This is a genomic window from Pseudomonas sp. GD04158 (genome assembly GCF_029834875.1).
GTDB classification, from domain to species: Bacteria; Pseudomonadota; Gammaproteobacteria; order Pseudomonadales; family Pseudomonadaceae; genus Aquipseudomonas; species Aquipseudomonas hydrolytica.
The window spans coordinates 1-19,324 of sequence record NZ_JAODYT010000073.1; the positions used below are offsets into that span (position 1 = coordinate 1).

14 protein-coding genes and 1 pseudogene are annotated in these 19,324 nt (G+C 64.3%); 3 read left to right on the top strand and 12 right to left on the bottom strand.

The features are described 5' to 3' along the window. From N7333_RS20205 to N7333_RS20245, 9 genes and pseudogenes are all read right to left on the bottom strand, one after another. Window positions 1–120: pseudogene (locus N7333_RS20205) on the bottom strand (energy transducer TonB); the annotation flags it as partial. Continuing rightward, on the bottom strand, window positions 117–1,664 hold the full coding sequence (locus tag N7333_RS20210; RefSeq protein ID WP_279859308.1) for a 2-isopropylmalate synthase: 1,548 nt from the start codon (window positions 1,662–1,664) through the stop codon (window positions 117–119). The gene N7333_RS20210 and the pseudogene N7333_RS20205, both read right to left, overlap by 4 nt. A gap of 257 nt (window positions 1,665–1,921) precedes the next feature. Next, complete coding sequence (locus N7333_RS20215; RefSeq protein ID WP_279859309.1) at window positions 1,922–3,166, bottom strand: saccharopine dehydrogenase family protein; 1,245 nt, start codon at window positions 3,164–3,166, stop codon at window positions 1,922–1,924. A gap of 127 nt (window positions 3,167–3,293) precedes the next feature. Beyond that, window positions 3,294–4,391, bottom strand: a complete 1,098-nt coding sequence (locus tag N7333_RS20220) for a carboxynorspermidine decarboxylase (RefSeq protein WP_279859310.1) — start codon at window positions 4,389–4,391, stop codon at window positions 3,294–3,296. A 239-nt stretch (window positions 4,392–4,630) separates the two neighbouring features. Continuing rightward, entirely contained in the window at window positions 4,631–6,958 is a 2,328-nt protein-coding gene (locus N7333_RS20225) for a hypothetical protein (protein ID WP_279859311.1), read from the bottom strand. A gap of 11 nt (window positions 6,959–6,969) precedes the next feature. Further along, entirely contained in the window at window positions 6,970–7,560 is a 591-nt protein-coding gene (locus tag N7333_RS20230) for a DUF6160 family protein (RefSeq protein ID WP_279859312.1), read from the bottom strand. Then, window positions 7,547–8,602 (bottom strand): hypothetical protein, encoded by a 1,056-nt coding sequence (locus tag N7333_RS20235; protein WP_279859316.1) that lies wholly within the window; start codon window positions 8,600–8,602, stop codon window positions 7,547–7,549. Before N7333_RS20235 ends, N7333_RS20230 begins: the two co-directional genes overlap by 14 nt. Window positions 8,603–8,610: 8 nt before the next feature. Next, window positions 8,611–9,654 carry a DUF6160 family protein gene (locus N7333_RS20240; protein WP_279859313.1) on the bottom strand — a complete coding sequence of 348 codons (1,044 nt, stop codon included), beginning with the start codon at window positions 9,652–9,654 and terminating at the stop codon, window positions 8,611–8,613. Window positions 9,655–9,842: 188 nt separating this feature from the next. Further along, window positions 9,843–10,448, bottom strand: coding sequence for a hypothetical protein (locus tag N7333_RS20245; protein WP_003246365.1), 606 nt, complete (start codon window positions 10,446–10,448; stop codon window positions 9,843–9,845). Between the two features lie 225 nt (window positions 10,449–10,673). Between N7333_RS20245 and mksB the strand changes: the two genes are divergently transcribed. The 3 genes from mksB (at window position 10,674) to mksF (ending at window position 15,520) form a co-directional block, all read left to right on the top strand. Next, window positions 10,674–11,915 carry an Mks condensin complex protein MksB gene (gene mksB, locus N7333_RS20250; RefSeq protein WP_013716941.1) on the top strand — a complete coding sequence of 414 codons (1,242 nt, stop codon included), beginning with the start codon at window positions 10,674–10,676 and terminating at the stop codon, window positions 11,913–11,915. Between the two features lie 84 nt (window positions 11,916–11,999). Beyond that, a complete protein-coding gene (gene mksE / locus N7333_RS20255) occupies window positions 12,000–12,692 on the top strand; it encodes an Mks condensin complex protein MksE (protein ID WP_011921066.1) in 693 nt (230 codons plus the stop codon). Further along, on the top strand, window positions 12,689–15,520 hold the full coding sequence (gene mksF, locus N7333_RS20260; protein WP_279859314.1) for an Mks condensin complex protein MksF: 2,832 nt from the start codon (window positions 12,689–12,691) through the stop codon (window positions 15,518–15,520). The genes mksE and mksF overlap by 4 nt, the downstream gene beginning before the upstream one ends. Before the next feature lie 182 nt (window positions 15,521–15,702). Here the strand turns inward: mksF and N7333_RS20265 are convergent, their stop codons facing one another. From N7333_RS20265 to N7333_RS20275, 3 genes are read right to left on the bottom strand one after another with little or no spacing between them, the layout of a single operon-like run. Continuing rightward, window positions 15,703–18,006 carry an MlaD family protein gene (locus N7333_RS20265; protein ID WP_279859315.1) on the bottom strand — a complete coding sequence of 768 codons (2,304 nt, stop codon included), beginning with the start codon at window positions 18,004–18,006 and terminating at the stop codon, window positions 15,703–15,705. Then, on the bottom strand, window positions 17,999–18,616 hold the full coding sequence (locus N7333_RS20270) for a paraquat-inducible protein A (RefSeq protein WP_129483872.1): 618 nt from the start codon (window positions 18,614–18,616) through the stop codon (window positions 17,999–18,001). Before N7333_RS20270 ends, N7333_RS20265 begins: the two co-directional genes overlap by 8 nt. Beyond that, complete coding sequence (locus tag N7333_RS20275; RefSeq protein WP_011921091.1) at window positions 18,603–19,262, bottom strand: paraquat-inducible protein A; 660 nt, start codon at window positions 19,260–19,262, stop codon at window positions 18,603–18,605. Before N7333_RS20275 ends, N7333_RS20270 begins: the two co-directional genes overlap by 14 nt. Between the last annotated feature and the right edge of the window lie 62 nt (window positions 19,263–19,324).

The following is a 19,324-nucleotide window of genomic DNA, read 5'->3' on the forward strand; positions in this document are numbered from 1 at the left end:
CTGCGGCGGCTCCAGCAGCTCGGGCCGCGAGGGCGCGGCGAAGGGCAGTACGGTGCGCGGCAGCCAACTGGCCACCTGCATGGCGCCCAGGTAGGCGCGCCGACGGAGCTCGGGGATCACACGCCCTCCACTTGCGGATGCGCCTTCTGCCCGACCTGCATCAAGTTCAGCGCGTTGATATAGGCCTTGGCCGAGGCCACCAGGATGTCGGTGTCGGCGCCGTTGCCGTTGACGATGCGCCCGCCCTTCTCCAGGCGCACGGTGACCTCGCCCTGCGAGTCGGTGCCCTTGGTGATGGCGTTGACCGAATACAGCAGCAGGGTGGCCTCGGAGGCGGCGATGGCCTCGATGGCCTTGAAGGTGGCGTCCACCGGGCCGGAGCCCTGGGCATTGGCGGGCTGCTCGCGGCCCTCGACGCTGACCACGACCTGCGCCTGCGGCACCTCGCCGGTCTTGCTCGCCACCTCCAGGGTGACCAGCTTGTAGTGCTCCGGCGCCTCCTCGGCCAGGGTGTCGGAAACCAGCGCCTGCAGGTCCTCGTCGAAGATCTCGTGCTTCTTGTCGGCCAGCTCCTTGAAGCGGGCGAAGGCGGCGTTCAGCTCGGCCTCGCCGGCCAGGACGATGCCCAGCTCGTCCAGGCGCGAGCGGAAGGCGGCGCGCCCGGAGTGCTTGCCCATCACCATCTTGTTGGTGTTCCAGCCCACCGACTGGGCGGACATGATCTCGTAGGTCTCGCGATGCTTGAGCACGCCGTCCTGGTGGATGCCGGACTCGTGGGCGAAGGCGTTGGCGCCGACTATGGCCTTGTTCGGCTGCACCGGGAAGCCGGTGATGCCGGAGACCATGCGCGAGGTACTGAGGATGTGCGGCGTGTCGATGTTGGTGTAGACGCCGAGCAGGTCCTGGCGGGTCTTGATCGCCATGACGATCTCTTCCAGCGCGGCGTTGCCGGCCCGTTCGCCGAGGCCGTTGATGGTGCACTCGACCTGGCGCGCACCGGCCACCACGGCGGCCAGGGAGTTGGCCACGGCCAGGCCCAGGTCGTTGTGGCAGTGCACCGAGAAGATCGCCTTGTCGGCGTTGGGAATGCGCTCGAGCAGTTGGCGGATGGTGTCGGCGTACTGGTGCGGGATGGCGTAGCCGACGGTGTCGGGGATGTTGATGGTGCGCGCACCAGCGTCGATCGCCGCCTCGATGATGCGGCAGAGGAAGTCGATCTCGGAACGGCCGGCATCCTCGCAGGAGAACTCCACGTCGCTGCACAGGTTGCGTGCCTTCTTCACCGCCTTGACCGCCTGCGCCACCACGTCGTCGGGCTGCATGCGCAGCTTGTACTGCATATGGATCGGGCTGGTGGCGATAAAGGTGTGGATACGCCCGGAGTTGGCCCCGGCCAGCGCCTCGGCGGCGCGCTCGATGTCGGCGTCCACCGCGCGCGACAGGCTGCACACGGTGCTGTCCTTGATGTTGTCGGCGATCGCCTTGACCGCGGCGAAGTCGCCCGGGCTGGCGATGGCGAAGCCGGCCTCGATCACGTCCACCCGCAGGCGCTCCAGGGCCTTGGCGATGCGCAGCTTCTCCTCGCCGGTCATGGAGGCGCCGGGGCTCTGCTCGCCGTCGCGCAGGGTGGTGTCGAAGATGATGACGCGATCGTTGCTGCTCATAGGGGTTTCCTCACGGCTGCCGGGGCGCCCTTCGTGGGGGCATCTGTAATCGGCCGATTGTCGCGTGAAATGGGCGGGGCGGGAAGCGCAGGTATCGCCGGGTGGGTTTATCGCGTAGGGCGGACATGCCGAAGGCTTGTCCGCCGCGTTACCGGTCACGGTGGACAAGGCTGCGCCATGTCCACCCTACGCCAGACGACAAAACGCCCGCCGAGATGGCGGGCGCTTTGCCGATCAGGTGCGCGGGGCGCAGCCGATCAGAGCGGCTGATCCCAGGGACGGTCGCCGTGCTCGTCCTTGATGCGGGTGGGCAGGCCCATCACGTCCAGCAGCTTGAGGAAGGGCTCGGCCGGCAGCTGTTCGACGTTGACCATGCGCCGCGCATCCCACTCGCCACGTGCGACCAGCAGCGCTGCGGCGACCGGCGGTACGCCGGCGGTGTAGGAAATGCCCTGGCTGTCGGTCTCGGCGAAGGCTTCGGCGTGGTCGGCGACGTTGTAGATAAACAGCTCGCGCGGCTGGCCATCCTTGGTGCCCTTGACCAGGTCGCCGATACAGGTCTTGCCGCTGTAGCCCGGCGCCAGCGAGGCGGGATCGGGCAGCACGGCCTTGACCACCTTGAGCGGCACCACTTCGAGGCCTTCTGCGGTCTTGACCGGCTGCTCGGAGAGCAGGCCGAGGTTCTTCAGCACGGTGAACACGTTGATGTAATGGTCGCCGAAGCTCATCCAGAAGCGTACGTTCGGTACGTCGAGGTGCTTGGACAGCGAGTGCACCTCGTCATGGCCGGTCAGGTACAGGTTCTGCTCGCCCACCACCGGCAGATCGTCGGTGCGTTTGACTTCGAACATGCTGTTGGGGGTCCACTGGCTGTTCTGCCAGCTCCAGACCGTGCCGGTGAATTCGCGGAAATTGATTTCCGGGTCGAAATTGGTGGCGAAGTACTTGCCGTGCGAACCGGCGTTGACGTCGAGGATGTCGATCGACTCGATCTTGTCGAAGTACTGTTGTTGCGCCAGGGCGGCGTAGGCGTTGACCACGCCCGGGTCGAAGCCGACGCCGAGAATGGCGGTGACGCCCTTCTCCTGGCATTCGGCCAGGTGCTTCCACTCGTAGTTGCCATACCACGGCGGGGTTTCGCAGATCTTGCTCGGGTCTTCGTGGATGGCGGTGTCCAGGTAGGCCACGCCAGTATCGATACAGGCGCGCAGCACGGACATGTTGAGGAAGGCGGAGCCCACGTTGATGACGATCTGCGACTCGGTTTCACGAATCAGCGCCTTGGTCGCTTCCACGTCCAGGGCGTTCAGCGCATAGGCCTTGATCTCGCCGGGCTGCTTGAGGCCGCCCTTGGCCTGTACGCTGTCGATGATGGCCTGGCATTTGGAGATGTTGCGCGACGCAATCGCAATACGACCGAGTTCGTCGTTGTGTTGCGCGCACTTATGGGCCACCACCTTGGCAACACCTCCTGCACCAATGATCAGGACATTCTTCTTCAATTGTTTCACCTCCAGAGAACTGCGTTGTTTAAAGCGTTTGATGAGGTGGGCCGAAGCGGAACGCCGCCCGGCCCACCCTACACCGAGTCTTGAGCCGTAGGGTGGGCTTCAGCCCACCGCAGCAATGTCAGGACAGGCTGGACAGGTAGTCGTCGAACTCGAACTGGCGAACCACTTCGATGCTACCGTCGAGTTGTTTCACCACGATGGACGGCATCTTCAGGCCGTTGAACCAGTTCTTCTTGACCATGGTGTAACCGGCCGCGTCGATGAACGACAGACGGTCACCGATCTGCAGCGGCTTGTCGAACTGGTACTCGCCGAAGATATCGCCGGCCAGGCAGCTCTTGCCGCAGACCATGTAGGTGTGTTCGCCGTCGTTCGGCGCCATCTTGGCGTTGAGGCGGTAGATCAAGAGGTCGAGCATGTGCGCTTCGATGGAGCTGTCGACCACCGCCAGGTTCTTGCCGTTGTACAGGGTGTCGAGCACGGTCACTTCCAGCGAGGCGCTGAGGGTGATCGCCGCTTCGCCCGGCTCCAGATACACCTGCACGCCGTATTTTTCCGAGAAGGCTTTCAGGCGCGCGCAGAAGGCATCGAGCGGATAGCCCTCGCCGGTGAAGTGGATGCCGCCGCCGAGGCTGACCCACTCGACCTGGGCGATCAGATGGCCGAAGCGCTCCTCGATGGTGCTCAGCATCTTGTCGAACAGCTCGAAGCTGCCGTTCTCGCAGTTGTTGTGGAACATGAAGCCGGAAATCTGCCCCATTACCTTGGCGATCTTTTCCGGGTCCCACTCGCCGAGGCGGCTGAACGGACGCGCCGGGTCGGCCAGCAGGTAGTCGGAGCTGCTCACCTGCGGGTTGACGCGCAGGCCGCGGATGGTGCCTTCGGTCCGCTCGGCGAAGCGTTCGAGCTGGCCGATGGAGTTGAAGATGATCTTGTCGCAGTTGGCGACCATCTCTTCGATCTCGTCGTCGGCCCAGGCCACGCTGTAGGCGTGGGTTTCGCCGGCGAACTTCTGCCGGCCGAGCTTGAGCTCGTAGAGCGAGGACGAGGTGGTGCCGTCCATATATTGCTGCATCAGGTCGAACACCGACCAGGTGGCGAAGCATTTCAGCGCCAGCAGCGCCTTGGCGCCGGAGTTCTCGCGCACGTAGGCGATCTTCTCCAGGTTGACCAGGAGCTTCTGTTTGTCGATGAGGTAGTACGGCGTCTGGATCATCTCGTCGCTCCAGCAAGGTCGGCCAAGGGGTGCCTTGTGGCCCCCGGAAAAAAGTGGACGCGAATTGTGCCGATAACCGATGAATATCGAAAGGGCATTGGAGATTTTTTGTACAACCGGCGATTACCGGTTGCTTCGGCAACGAAGCAGGGTGCGCCGTGCGCACCGGCGACCTGTGAGGCATCGGTGCGCCTGGCGCACCCTACGGCTCGGTGATGACAGGAGCGTGACCGCCGCCCCTAGTTGATCGGCGTGGCGGTCAGGTTGGCGCGGATATCGGCATTCTGCAGCTTGATGCCGTACATGGAGGTGACCGCGCCGCCCGTGGGGTGCACGTTCTGGATGCGGTCGATATTGATCTCCTTGAAGTGCACCCGCCCGTTGACGGCGAAGCCCAGCGGGTCAGGCGACACCGGCGGGCAGCCGCTGGCGCCCTTGTCGCAGACCCTGGTCGGTGCCACGTCGAGGTTGAGGTCGACGCGCACGCCGTAGCTGTTGGCATTGGCGTCGGTCGGATTGGCGTCCGAGGTGTGGAAGTTGTCCACCACCAGCTGCGCGCCGCTGCCGTTGACGCCGTTCACCCGGTCCGTCTCGATGATCAGCTGGTTGCGCTTCTCGCTGGTGGACACGCTGCTGGCGGGATTGCCCGAGCCATCGCGCACGAAGACGTTCTTCAGCCCTGCGGTCAAACCCTCGTTGCCGCGATCCTCCCAGCGCCCGCCGCTGGCCGAGCAGGCCGCGGCGTTGCTACCGCTGCCACCGACGCACAACGCGCCTGCACCACCGGAGCTGAGACTCAGCGTGGAGCCCTGCTCGTAGCGACGCAGCACGATGCGGCCCAGGCTCTGCCCTGTACTGCGATCACCCCAGCGCACATCGTGCACATCCAGGGTGGACCAGTAGGTGCCCTTGCTCAGCTGCACGCCGTTTTGCGTCACGTCCAGCGAGCCGTCGCGAAAATGCATGTCGTAACGGGTGCCGGCCAGCCACAGGCCCTTGCCGCCCTCGTCGACGGTGATTGCCGCATTGGCATCGCTGACCACGAAATCGGCGTTGTAACGCACCCCATCGCCGCTAGCGCCACCCGGGCGCAGGGTGAGCTGACCGTTGAGGGTGAAATCGTAGGCCGGAAAAATCTCCAGCAGCACCAGCAATTCGGTGCCGCCCTGCAGCGGGGCATCGGCGCTGCCGACGCGCAGGCCGTCGAAGCTGTAGCTGCCTTTAAGATTCTTGAGTCCTAGGCGCAGACCGTCGAAATGGCCGTCGTAACCGCCGCTGCCCGGCTGGGTGTTGAGACTGCCGGCATAACAGCCGGTGCTGATGCCGCTGGCGCAGCTCCTGGTCAGATCGACGCTGAGCTGGCCACTGCCATGGGTGCGCAGGCCGCTGAACCACATGCTGTTGCCGTTATCGGTGAGCGAGACCGAACTGCTGACCATGTTCCATGATACGTCCGCAGTGATGCCCTTGAGTCCGGAATTGGGATCGCCGCCGGGGCGCAGCCTGAACCAGTTCTGCCGCGCGCCCTGGTCCTGGAAGTTGAGGTCCAGCGCCAGACTGCCGATCTTCTGATTGCTGGGGTTACCGATGATCAGCCCGCCGAGGCTGGCGTTGAGTTTCAGATCCTGGAAGGCCAGCTGGGCGTAGCGGCCGCTGCCATCCTCGCCCAGGTCGAGGGTGATGCCGTTCTGGCTGCTGAGCACGCCGGCGAAGTTCTCGGCGCGCAGCACGCCATCGTCCTTGTACTGGAACAGGCTGTTGGCGATGGTGATCTGCGGGATCAGGCGCACGCCCTCGCCACTGGCACCGCCACCGGCGATGCGGATGCTGCCGCCGAGGCGCAGATCCATATCCAGCTGGCCGAAACTGCGCGCGTGATCGGGGTGCCGTGTATCCGGCGCGCCGGGCGTTACTGCAACACCGGCCACGGGATCGCCGTGCGCCAGGTCCAGCCCGATACCGCCGATATGCGCGACGAAGCGCGTGTCGCCCAGATCGAGGCGCACCGCCGAGCCGTTGCCGCCGCTGACGATATCCAGATAGGCATTGTTCAGGTAGGCATCGAAGGAGGCGTTGCGCACGATCAGATCGAAGCCGTTGTCGCGGTAATAGAAGGTCACCGCATCCAGGCTCAGGCGGCTGCCATCGACGCTGAAGCCGGCCACGCCATCGGCGCCGCCACCGCTGAGCCTGAGGCTGGCGCCCAGGGTATAGAAGGCGCGGAAGGCGCCGAAGCTCTTGTCGCTGCCGGCGAAACCTATGTTGTTCACCGCCAGTTGATTCGGTCGCCCCTGATGCTCGACATGCAGACGATCGTCGATCACGTCGATCTTGGTGGTGGACACGCTGCCAGGCTGCTGCGGGCGGCTGGAAACGCCCTCGATTCGCAGGCTATGACCGTCCTCGCGGTATTCCAGGCTTTCCGCCGACCAGCCGCCACCGGCGGTTTCGAGGCTGATGCCACCGCGGCCACTGACGCTGGCCAGGCTGTGATCATCCAGTGCCTGCATGGCCCAGACCGGTGAGCTGCCGAGAAGAAACGCCGAGAGCCATCCATAACGCTGCATGATCCGGCTCCTCAATTGGTCGGGAAGATCAGCACACTGCCCTGCATGCGGATGCTGCCGTCGATCTTGGCCGAGAAGATATTGGTCTGCTGGTAGCTCGGGTCGCCGCCATTGGCGGCGCTCAGCGCCTTGTTCTTCCAGCCGCCCTGACTGGCCACGCCGAAGGCGAAGTTACCGTCCTTGAAACGGATCTCGTTGGGCAGCCCCAGCGCCAGCACCTCGCGTTCGCCGCCGGCACTGGTGAGGGTGCGGGTATCCAGGGTCAGGCCCTCGAAGCTGAAGATGCCCTTGAGGTTGTCCAGCACGTACCAGCCGGCATTGGCGCCGGAACGTATCGCCACGCGCAGGCCGCAGCTCTCCGGCGTGGCTGCGCCGGCCAGGGCGCAGCTGCGCTGGTTGGCCGTCCACTGCGCCGGATTGTTGGTGGTGGGCGTGCCCCAGAGCACACCCCCGTCCTTGTTGATGCTGAACTCGCCGGACAGATAGACCCCGCCCTGCCCGCTCATCTCGCTGAGAGCGCTGTCGTCCAGCGCCTGCATTTCCGCCAGGGCCAGCGTCGGCAACAGCGACAGCAGAACTCCAGCCGTTCTAGCGCAGGTCATAGCTGCTCACCTTCAGGTAGTTGAAGCTCAGTCCGGAAATCTCGTTGCGACCGAAGTTGTAACCACCGGTGGGAATGGCGGTCGGGCTGCTACGGGTGCCGCCGACGGTCAGGTTCTCGAACACCAGATTGGTACGCGGCGCGTTGGCATAGAAGTCACTGGCCAGGGCCTGGCGCTGCGCCGCCGTGGTGGCGCCCGTAGTCGGGTTCTGCAGCTCCAGGACGAACTGGCCGTCGGCGCTGGAGCGCAGGCGCAGCGGCTGCGTCTTGCCGTAGCCCAGGGCGATATTGGCGTAGCCGTTGGTGATGTAGAGGGTGCGCGCACCGCGCTGGGCGGCCGTCTCGCCCGCGGTATTGCAGTTGGCCTGGGCGCAGGACATCACTTCCAGGGTCTTGGCGAAGATGTTGATGCGTGCCTCGCCGACCAGCTCGCCGTTGCCGTTCTGCCCGGGGTCGCCCCACAGACGCAGATAGGAGCCGTCCATCACCAGCTGGTGGAAGTCCAGCGCCAGCATCTCGGTACGCCCGGCTGCCACTTGGAAATCGAAGCGCACGCCCAGATCGGCGCGCCCGCTGGCGGAAGTCGAGCAATTAGAGCCAGCCGCCGCATAACCATCGATGCAGGGATTGCCACCAGCGACCAGCCGCTCGGGAAACTTGAACGACAGCACGGTGATGTTGTTCGGGGTGGTCTGTACCCATTGCCCGTCGTCGCGCAGGGTACGCAGCTCCTCGCCCTTGGCCAGTTCCAGCTCGAAGGGATGATCGAGGCTGCCGATGGTCACCGGAGTCAGGTTGGCGCCCTTGTTGCTGCCGGCTGCGCCCAGATAGAGGTTCTTCACGGAGATGGGCACGTTGCGCCCCTGGCCGTCGGTGATGTCGTTGATCACGATCTGAGCGCCGGAGCCATCCAGCAGCACCTGATCCAGCACGAAACCCAGGCCGGCGCCCTGCACGTCGGACAGCTCGGCATCGCTCAGGGGCTCCATGGCCTGGGCCATTGCAACCGGCAATGAGGCCGCCAGCAGCAGGTAGCGACTCATGCTCATGGTCAGCACCCCGCCGTGGCACTGCCCAGACAGGTGTCCTGCCGGGGAATGCCGTTGAACGCCTGGTCGAAATTGATATTGATCGGCGAGACCAGGTTGCCGTTGGCGTCACGGTACTTAGGCATGTTCATAAAGGCACCGCGTAGGGTACTGACGAAGGCATTGCTGTCCATATCACGCCAAGCCAGATCCTGAGTCTGCAGGGAAATGAAGAATCCGCGAGCCGCCCCCTCGATCGTGGCCGTATTGGCATTGTCCGCCACGTTCATATTGCCCACTGGCAGCGACTGAAACTGGGAGAGGTTGAAACAGGTCTGGATGCCGAGGATGCCGCAACCGTTGGACTTGAGGATGGCCAACGCCGCATCCGAGATCAGCGGCAGGCAGCCACTGGTGCAGCTCAGGCCGTCGCCGTTCTTGATCCCGGCCATAACGCCACGCACCGGGTCGGCGACGCCGGTCGCGGCAACCAGTTCGGCGTCGGCTTCGAGAATGCTGGAGCGGTAAATGCCACCGAGAAACAGGGCGGTCTGCTGGGCGAGGTTGGCGCTGTCGTAGATCGCGTTGGCGGTGCCCTTGATGTGCACGGGGATATTGCCGGTCAGGCTCTGGATGTCGCCGGACAGTACACCCTTGGCTTCACCGAAGCCGATTCGCACGCCAACCACGCGATTGCCGTCGTAGGCCAGCTCCAGGAACGGGTTGGCGATCTTGAAAGGGTTGATGCTGTCGTTGGCACCCACGGTGCCCAGCGCGAAGTTGTTGATCAGGATGTCGGAGGACCCCGCCGCCTCGCCGACCCGGTTGTACTGACCAAGCTGCAGCTTCTTGATGTTCAGCTGGGTATCGATGTTCAGACCGAAATTGACCCGGGTGTAGTTGATGCCGGCGTTGCTGTCGGTGGTCAGGTTGATGAAGGCCTGCCCGGTGATGTCCGACAGCTCACTGTCCTCCAGCTCGACCATCTTGGCCTGAGCCGGGGCGCTCAGTGCCGCAGCGCAGACCAATGCCAGAGCATGTTTGGCGAAGCGAAAGGACGGGCGCATGGCGAAAACCCCTTTTCTTGTAATGGCTGTCGAGCGTTCCGACTCGAGTCCTTATGGCCACTATAGGGATGCCCGGCGCAAAACGGCCCGACCCATAGTCGAGAAAAGGATGGCAAGGGCCTGTACTGCCCCGTGCCAGGGCGGCGCCAGTGTTACCGCGGGTCACATCGCCGTAACACCCGCGGCGCTCAATGCTGGCGGAACAGGGCCAGCAGATGCTCGGCAATGGCGCCGCGGATGGCGTCGATGCTCAGGCGTGAGCAGTGTGCGAGCTTGACCGGGTTGATGCGGTGCAGGTGCAGCGAGGGCATGCGCGCCTCGTACTCGCGCAGATCGCCCTTCACCAGTACCGGCAGAAAATGCTCGCCGCGCGCCCGATAGCGCTCGATCAAAAGACGCAAGCCTTCCTGGAAGGGCAACTCGCGCGAGGCGATCAGACGCGACTCGCCGGGCACCTTCAGATACAGGCCATCGAACCCCACCGCTTCGCCGGGCAGGATATGCACGCCGGTGGGCTCCACGGCATCGGCGGGAATGTCATGAAAGGTGTCGTGCCAGGCCATCTCGTCCGGCAGGATGGTGATGCCGCCCTCCTCGTCCTGCGGCACCACGAAGCTGTAATTGCTGTAGAGCTTCTCGACATAGCTGGAGTAGATGCACAGGCGATTCTCGAAACGGCGCAGAAAGGCAATGGCCTGCGCGCGGTCGGTAATGGCGTGCAGGTCCCAGTTCAGATCGCGCTGGTGCTGCAGCTCATGCCAACGGGCATCGACATTCAGGGCAAGGGCAGTCATCGCAGGCTCCACAAACAGGTTCACCGCTGCACCCCGGCAGAAAGCGTGCCACCGTTCACACCCTGGATTTTCCCAGCCTTTCAAACACTTGCCGGCATTGGAACCGCGCAGTCCGTCCCAATGTGCCGAATAGCGTCACCTGCCTCTGATCGACTTGCGCTCATAAACGGCACTCGCCTTGCAGTACAATCGCGTCCTTTAACCTGCCTGGAACCCGGCGCCTCGATGATCGATCCCAAGCGCGTTTTGCGCGCCCTCGCCGAACACTGGACGTTGCTCGAACCGCTCTGCGAGCGTTTCGACGCCGGCACCCTGAGCCTGGTGGAGCTGCGCAGCCAGCTTGCCACGCAGTTGCCCGACGCCACGCCCAGCGACACCACCGCCCTGCTCGACACCTGGATCCGCCTGGACATCCTGGTGCCGGTGGCCAAGAGCCCCAACCGCTTCGAGCTCAACGCGCAGATCCACGACTTTCTCGCCTACCTGCGCCGCGAGCACCGCCTCGGCCTGTGCCTGGAGATCGAAGCCTACCTGCGCCATCTGGAGCGTCTGGCCGGCTATATCCAGGACGCCTTCGAGGTGCGCGACGCCAACGACCTGGCGCGCCAGCTGCGCCTGCTCGATATGCGCGTGCGCGACGTGCTGAAGAAGCTGGCCAACGACGAACAGGCGCTGGTCGGCGTGGCCGACCGGGCCAAGACCAGCGATCGGCAGATTCCCCTGCGCCAGCGCTACGCCGAGGTACTGGCCACCTGGGACGAGTACGTCGAGCCGATGATCCAGCTGGTCGCTGCCGACGGCGCCTTCGAGCAGGGCGTGCGCCGGGTCGAACAGGTGCTGCTGCGCCTGCTCGGCGACCAGCAGCGCCTCGGCCAACTGGTCGACGACGACCTGCTGCTGCGCACCCACGCGCGCATCCTAGAGATGCAAACCACCGCCCAGCTGACCCTGCGCAAGGCTCGCGAGCTGCTGCTGCCGCTGCGCGAGGAAGCCCGCCGGCACAATGCCGTGACCCGTGGCGCGGCGCTGGCGCTGTCGGTGATCCGCAAGAAGGGCATCGACGCCGTGCCGCAGGCGGCCATGCCGCTGTTCACCCGGCCGCAGAGCAACTTCCTCGGCAGCGCCAGCCAGGTCGAGGCCTACGTCTACGCCCTGGCGCGCTTCGAAGCCAAGCCGGCGCATTTCCCCAAGGCCAGCGGCAGCCGCAAGGGCGGCGCGCCCAAGGCGCCGAAGACCGCGCGGGAAATGATCGAGCGCTGCGAGCAGGCCCTGCCGCTGCCGGACCTGATGGCCTGGCTGCTGGAGCAGGAGCCCGAAGGCGCCACCGACGAGCTGCTCTACTGGTTCTCGCGCCTGTCGCGCGAGTCGCGCTTCCAGCGTGAACGCCTGGAGCGCCGCCAGTACCTGACCCGTGACCATGAGGTCAGCCTCGCCTCCTTTGCCCTGGTAGGCCAGCCCAATGGCTGAGCTGCCCGCAGGGTGCGCTGTGCGCACCGCAACCGACGACCTGGTGCGCACAGCGCACCCTACGACTGCCCGTGAGCATTGCGTATGAACATCGATCTGAAAGAAATGACCCAGCTCGCGGCCGCCTTCCGCGACCTGTTCAAGGGCTACCACATCTCCCGCAGCGAGCCGGAGTGCTACGCCCAGCTGTCCAGCATGCAGGACCAGTACCGCGCCCTGTTCCGCGCCCTCGGCTTCGAGCTGGTGTGCGACCCGCGCGGCTTCTACTACTTCGTCCCCGAGCAGGTTGCGCCGCAGGTGAACAAGACCGCCCAGCGCCTGGCGCTGTTCACCTTTATCCTGGTGGAGCATCTGGCCGACCAGGGACGCGACCCGCTCTCAGTGCTCGACGGCGGCAGCATCGGCCGTGACGAGCTGCCGGCGCTGCTGGAAAAATACCGCGACCTGTTCCTGCAGGCCGAGGTGACCACCTTCGAGGAACTGGAGGACAAGATCATCCGCCGACTGGTGCAGCTCGGCTTCGCCGAGGACAGCAACGGCGTGTACCGCTTCCTGCCGCCGATGCACCGTTTCCTCGACGTCTGCCTGTCGGTGCAGCACGACCGCGACCTGGCCGCCAGCCTGCACAGCAGCGATCTGCCGCTGCCGGCGCCGGTGCTGCTGGACGATGACGGCGACGCTGACGCGACCGCTGTCATCGATATCGAAGAATCCGAGGAAGACGCCCTGGCCCGCGCCATGGCCGAAGAACGCGCCGCACAGGAGATGGACGCATGAGCCAGGAACGCTACGGCATCCGCCGCTTCGCCCTGCTGAACACCGCCGGCTACAGCCTCGGCCTGTTCCCGCTGGAAAACCCGCTGTCGGTCTACGGCGCCAACAACCTGGGCAAGTCCGCCTCGATCAACGCCCTGCAGTTCCCGATTCTGGCGCGCATGTCGGACATGAGCTTCGGCAAGTACAGCCTGGAAGCCTCGCGCAAGTTCTACTTCGCCAGCGACACCAGCTACATCCTCGTCGAGGTCGCCCTGCCCCATGGCCCGCACGTAATCGGCGTGGCCGGTCGCGGCCCAGGTGGCGGCTTCGGCCACCAGTTCTTCGCCTACGCCGGTGAGCTGGATCTGGAGCACTATCAGCAGAACGGCACCTGCCTGCGCCAGCGCGAACTCTTCAAGAACCTCGGCCAGGCCGGCATCACCGCCTACGAACTCAAGCCCGACGAACTGCGTCGCCTGCTGGTCGGCGGCCACACCAGCATCCCGCTGGACCTGACCCTGATCCCGCTGCGCTCGACCAGCGAACAGAGCCTGAAGACCTTCCGCGCGCTGTTTATCAACCTGCTGCATATGAGGGAGATCACCGCGGCCAAGCTCAAGCAGCTGTTCCTCGATGCCTTCGAGCACAGCCTGCGCTCGGGCAGCGTCGACTATATCGCCGCGACGGAAGAGGCCTTCCGCGACGTGCGCCGCATGGAACAGGACTACCAGGCCCTGGTCACCGCCGGCCCCTTGATCGAGGCGCTGGCCTCAGGCGTGGCCCAGCGCGAAGTGCTGCGCGGCAAGCTGCATCGCCTCTCGCCGCTGCTGGATAACCTACTGGGCACCTGGCACGACTACGCCGATGCGCGCAAGGAAGAGCTGGTAATCCAGGCCGAGCACTATCGCAACGAGCAGGACGGCCTACAGAACGAGCAGCGCGGCGGCACGGCCGAGCTGATGCGCCTGGAGCGCGAGATCAGCGAGATCCAGCGCTGGCTGGGCGAGCTTTCCGTGCTGAAGAACCGCTTCGCCCTGGTCAACGATGCCAAAGTGCTGGAAGAGCAACTGCTCGCCGCCAAGGACGCCCACGACGAACTGGCCGGCGCCCTGGCGCAGTCGCGGCAGTTCTCCAGCGAAGACCTGGACGAGCGCCTGCGCGACCTGGAAAAACGCCTCAAGTCGGTCAAGCAGCAACTCGACCACGCCGACAACAACAGCTACTCGCGCCTGCGCGAGGAATTCAGCCAGCAGGACGTCGACCGTCTGATGCGCCTGTTCAACGGCCAGTTGTTCAGCCTGCCGCTGGGCGAGAAAGGCATCCAGGCCGAGGGCGACGACTGGGTCAAGGCGGTCGAAGCGGTACTGGATCGCTTCAAGGGCGACACCTTCGCCGTGCCGGGCCTGTCCATCGACCTCAGCCATATCGAGCCCCCGGCGCTGCAGGCACTGGCGGACCGCGCCGCTCTGCGCGATCAGAAGGATCGCCTGGAGCGCGAGCTCAAGCAGCTCAAGACCCAGCAGTCGGTGGCCGCCGACCGCGCCGCCAGCAAGGCCCAGGCCGAGACGCTGTACCAGGCCGTGCTGGATGCGCAGAAAGCCCTGGAAGACTTCCGCAAGAGCCAGACCCTGGCCGCCGAGGAGCCGCAGAAGCTGGAGCGCCTGGCCGAACTGGAAGGCGCCCAGGACGAACTCAAGCGCGCCAGCGATGCCTTCGCTGAACGCGTACAGCAACTCTCCGCCAAGCTGCAGCTGGTCGGCCGTCAACTGGCCGATCTGGAAGCCAAGGAGCGCACCCTGGAAGACGCCTTGCGCCGTCGCCAACTGCTGCCGGCCGACCTGCCCTTCGGCACGCCGTTTATGGAGCCCGTCGACGACAGCCTGGACAACCTGCTGCCGCTGCTCAACGACTACCAGGACACCTGGCAGGCGCTGCAGCGTATCGACGGTCAGATCGAGGCGCTCTACGCCCAGGTACGCCTGAAGGGCGTGGCCAAGTTCGACAGCGAGGACGACGTCGAGCGTCGCCTGCAACTCTTGGTCAACGCCTACGCCCACCGTCAGGACGAGGCCCTGACTCTGGCCAAGGCGCGCCGTGCGGCGGTCACCGACATCGCACGTACCCTGCGCAATATCCGCAGCGACTATGACAACCTCGAGCACCAACTGGCACTGTTCAACCGCGAGATCAACAAGCGCCAGGTCTCCAACCTCTCGAGCTTCCGCATCGTCCTGGCGCCGAACAAGGAAGCCCTGCGCCATATCGATCAGATCATCCACAGCGCCGGCCAGTACGAGGAAGGCGAAACCCTGTCGGTGTTCGACCTGTCGCAATCGGCCGACCAGGACGCCAAGAACGAGGAAGCCAAGGACTACCTGTCGCGCCTGGTCGCCGCCAATGGCAACCAGCTCGGCCTGAAGGATCTGTTCGAACTGGCCTTCGAAATCACCAAGGTGCACGGCCAGCCGATCATCCACACCGACATCGATGGCGCCGCCTCCAACGGCACCACCATGACCATCAAGGCGCTGACCAACATGTACCTGTTGCTGCACCTGATGGACCGCGAGCAGGCCGGACGCATTCGCCTGCCCTACTACCTCGACGAGGCGGCGGACATCGACGAACGCAACCAGCAGGCGCTGATCGAAACCAGCCTGCAGCTCGGTTTCGTGCCTATCCTGGCGTCGGTCAAGCCGCAGGTCTCGGCCCACGTGGCCATCGACCTGGAAGGCGGCAGCGGCCCCAACGGCATCTATATCGACGAGGCGGACTGGAAGTTCATCAAGCCGCGCGAAAGTGCCAAGGCGCAGGTGCCCCAGCAGGAAGAAACGGCCGAACCGGCCTGACCGCTCCTCCCACGGTCATGCGGCCGCGGGCGGACTTCCGTAGGGTGCGCCATGCGCACCAACGAGCAATGCCAAACCCTCTACGGGTGTAGGGCATAGGACGGATGTCGCTTTTCACATCCGCCCTCACGAGCTCGTAGACATGAAAAGGGCCGCTCACTGCGGCCCTCTTCGTTACTTACTCACTGCTGCAGCACGATCTTCGGCGCCCACTGCATCCAGCCTTCCTGCGGCTCGTCGAACAGAGCGAAGGTCTGTCCCGGCTGCGCCGGGCCGCCCATTTCCGGATTGTTCGGCGTGGCGAAGGCGATACCCCCTTCGAGCAAGGCCTCAAGCGATTCGGTTCGCACCTTCACGCCCTTGAACAGCCCGGCATCCACGCCGATGCCGCTGGCATTCCAGAAACGGCTGCCGCTGCGCACCAGCGGTGCATAGCGCGGTTCGATCAGCACATGGATCAGCACACGATCCGAGGTCGGCCCCAATTCGAAATCCACCACCTTGCCCACCGGCACCTCGCGGTAGCTGACAATCACGCCCGGCTTGATCGAGCCGCGTCGCGGCGCACTCAGTACCAGGCGCAGGCCTTCTTCGCGCACGGCCTGATTCGGTGCATTGGCCAGGGCGACGAACTCGGTACGCCGCGCCCCTTTCTGCCCGGCAGGCTGCACTTCCAGATACTGACCGCTGACCAGGGTGCCGAGATTGGCAGCGCGAGTCAGGCTCAACTCGGGCCTCACTACCCAGAAACGCGTGCCTTCACGGGCGATCTGCTCGGCCGCCTGGGTAATGCGCACATTGAGCATTACCGCCTGCAGGTCATCGGTCAGGCTCAGATTCTCCACCTTGCCCACTTCCAGCCCCTTGTAGCGCACCAGGGTGCCGGGCTGCAGGCCGTCACCATCGGCAACGCGGATGCCAATCTGCAGACCGGGCTGCAAGGCATCGTCGCGATCCGCATGCAGGGCGAAACGCAGCACGCGACCTTCACCCCTGGCCGCCTTGGGATCCGGTGTTTCGAACGCAATGCCGCCGGCGAGCAATGTCTGCAACGACTCGCTCTTGAGCTCCACTCCCGACAATCCGCCTTTTAGCGTGATACCGCTGGCGTTCCAGAAGCGGGTCGAACTGTTCACCAGATGGCTGTATTCCGGTTCGATATGCACACCCAGCACCACCTGGCTGTCGTCGCGTGACAGCTGAAAGCTCTGCACGCTGCCCACTCTGATTTGCCGGAAAAGAATCGGACTTCCCACTTCCATCGAGCCCAGGCTGTCGCTGAAAAGCACCAGGTGCAAGCCAGGTGCGCCCAGATCCAGCGGCGGCGCCTTGGCTCGCGCCTCGAACTCGCGCCGAGGCGGGCTGCCGCTTTCGCCGGGGCGAATGGCGATGTAGTTGCCCTTGACCAGCGCCTCCAGCCCGGTGATACCGGCCAGCGAGATGGACGGCCTGACCACCCAGAAATCGGTACCCTCGACCAGGTAGTCCTCGGTGCGCGGGTCGAGCATCAGTTCCACCTGGGCGCCGCTCAGATCCTTGTCGACCTTGAACGTCTTCATATGGCCGACCTGGATGCCTTTGTACATCACCGGGGTACGCCCAGGCTCCAGGCCTTCGAAGTCATGCAGCTTGAGCGAAATGCGGATGCCGGCCTGGGCCGCCTCGTAGTCCTCGTAGAGGCGGAAAGGGATGCTGGGGTCGGTTGCAGGACTGTCGGTACGATGCTCGGGTGTAGCAAAGGCGATACCGCCGGCAACGATGCTCGCCAGCGACTCGGTGCGCACCTTCACCCCCGACAGCCCGGCATCGACGGAGATGCCGCTGGCGTTCCAGAAACGCGTGTGCTTGCGTACCAGGCTGGCGTACTCCGGCTGGATGAAGACCTTCACCTCCACCGTGCTCTGGTTCTCGGCAAGGGCGAAGCTCTTCACCCGGCCCACCTGGATCTGCTTGTAGAAGACCGGGCTGTCCTTGTTCAGCGAACCCAGGCGTTCGGCCTTGAGTGTCAGGTGCAGTCCAGGCACATCGTCCGCCAGCGGCGGCGCCTCGGGCAAGGCGGTGAATTCGCGGCTCGGTTCGCCTTCACCAGGGCTTACGGCGATGTAGTTGCCGGACACCAGGGTTTCCAATCCGGTGACACCCGCCAGCGTGACACTGGGTTTGACCAGCCAGAAGCGAGTCCCCGTGACCAAGCGGGCCTCCACTTCCTTGTTCATCTCCAGCGTGGCGATTACCCCACGCCGTGCCTCGCTGCGATCCAGCGTCAGGGCGATGACCTTGCCGACCGGCATCCCCTTGTAGATCACCTCGGTCTTGCCGGCCTGAATGCCGTCGCCGCTTTCGAACATCACCTGAATCTCGATGCCGGCCTCGCTATAGGCACGCCAGGCCAGCCAGCCACCAATCAGCAGAGCAATCAGCGGCAGAACCCAGATGGCCGACCAGTTGGAGGCCGGCCGTGTTTTTGCCATTGGCAGATCAGTCATGGTCAGGTTCCGTATTGTCCCAGATAAGACGAGGGTCGAAAGTGAGAGCGGCCAGCATGGTCAGGATCACCACACTGGCAAAGGCAGCCGCGCCGAGTCCGGGCTCGATACTGGCCAGGCTGCCGAAATTCACTAGCGCCACCAGAATGGCGATGACGAAGATATCCAACATCGACCAGCGGCCAATCCATTCGATGAAGCGATACATGAGGATGCGCTGACGTGCCGACATAGGCTGATGGCGTTGCACCGAATACAGCAGCAGGGCTATGCCAACCAACTTGAAGGTGGGCACCAGGATACTGGCGATGAAGACCACTGCGGCAATCGGCAGCATGCCAAAGTGAATCAGCTCCAAGACACCGCCCATAATGGTCGCAGGCGCCCCCTTGCCCAGGCTGTTGACCGTCATGATCGGCAGCAGGTTAGCGGGGATATAGAGAATCGCCGACGTCAGCAACAGGGCCCAGGTGCGCACCAGGCTATTGGGGCGACGCGCATGTATTTGCCCACCGCAGCGGCTGCAGTATTGGTGCGCGGCATCCGTCTCGACAGGGTTGAGCTGGTGACATTCATGGCAGATCAGCAGCCCTGCATCAATCGCCCGCATGAATGTCCTCCCCGGACAGCGCTTCCCAGATCTGATGCGGCGACATGGTCACCTCCAGCCACACCTGCACCAGAAGCAGCGCGATGAAACAGAACAGCCCCAGCCCCAGACTCAAGTCGGCCAGGTCCATCAGCTTCACTATGGCGACCAGAATGCCCATGAAATAGACCTCAAGCATCCCCCACTCACGCATATGGTGATAAATCCGATATAGCAGCAAACCATAGCCGCGGCCGAAGTCCAGGCGAATGCTGAGCAGTACCAACAGTTGGCAGAGCAACTTGAGCAGCGGCACGGCCATGCTGCAGAGAAAGACCACGACCGCGATACCCTGCATGCCACTCTCGTAGAGACCGAGCACCCCGCTCCAGACGGTATCCTGCGAGGTCTGCCCCAGCAGATTGAGCTGCATGATCGGCAGGAAATTGGCCGGCACATAGAGCAGCAACGCCGTCAGCACCAAGGCCAGACTACGGCGCACGACATGATGTCGGTGACTGAACAACTCGTAACCACAACGCGGGCATTCGGCGCTTTCACCATCCTGCAGCACCGGTTTGCGCATCAGCAGATCGCACTCATGACAGGCGACCAGTTGCTCGACAGGCAAGGATGACAAGGACGGTTCGGGCGGCGAGTCAGACATGAAAGTCTCCTGCAGAATTCGCGCATTCTACCGAGCGTAGCCAAACGCCGGCACACCCGTAG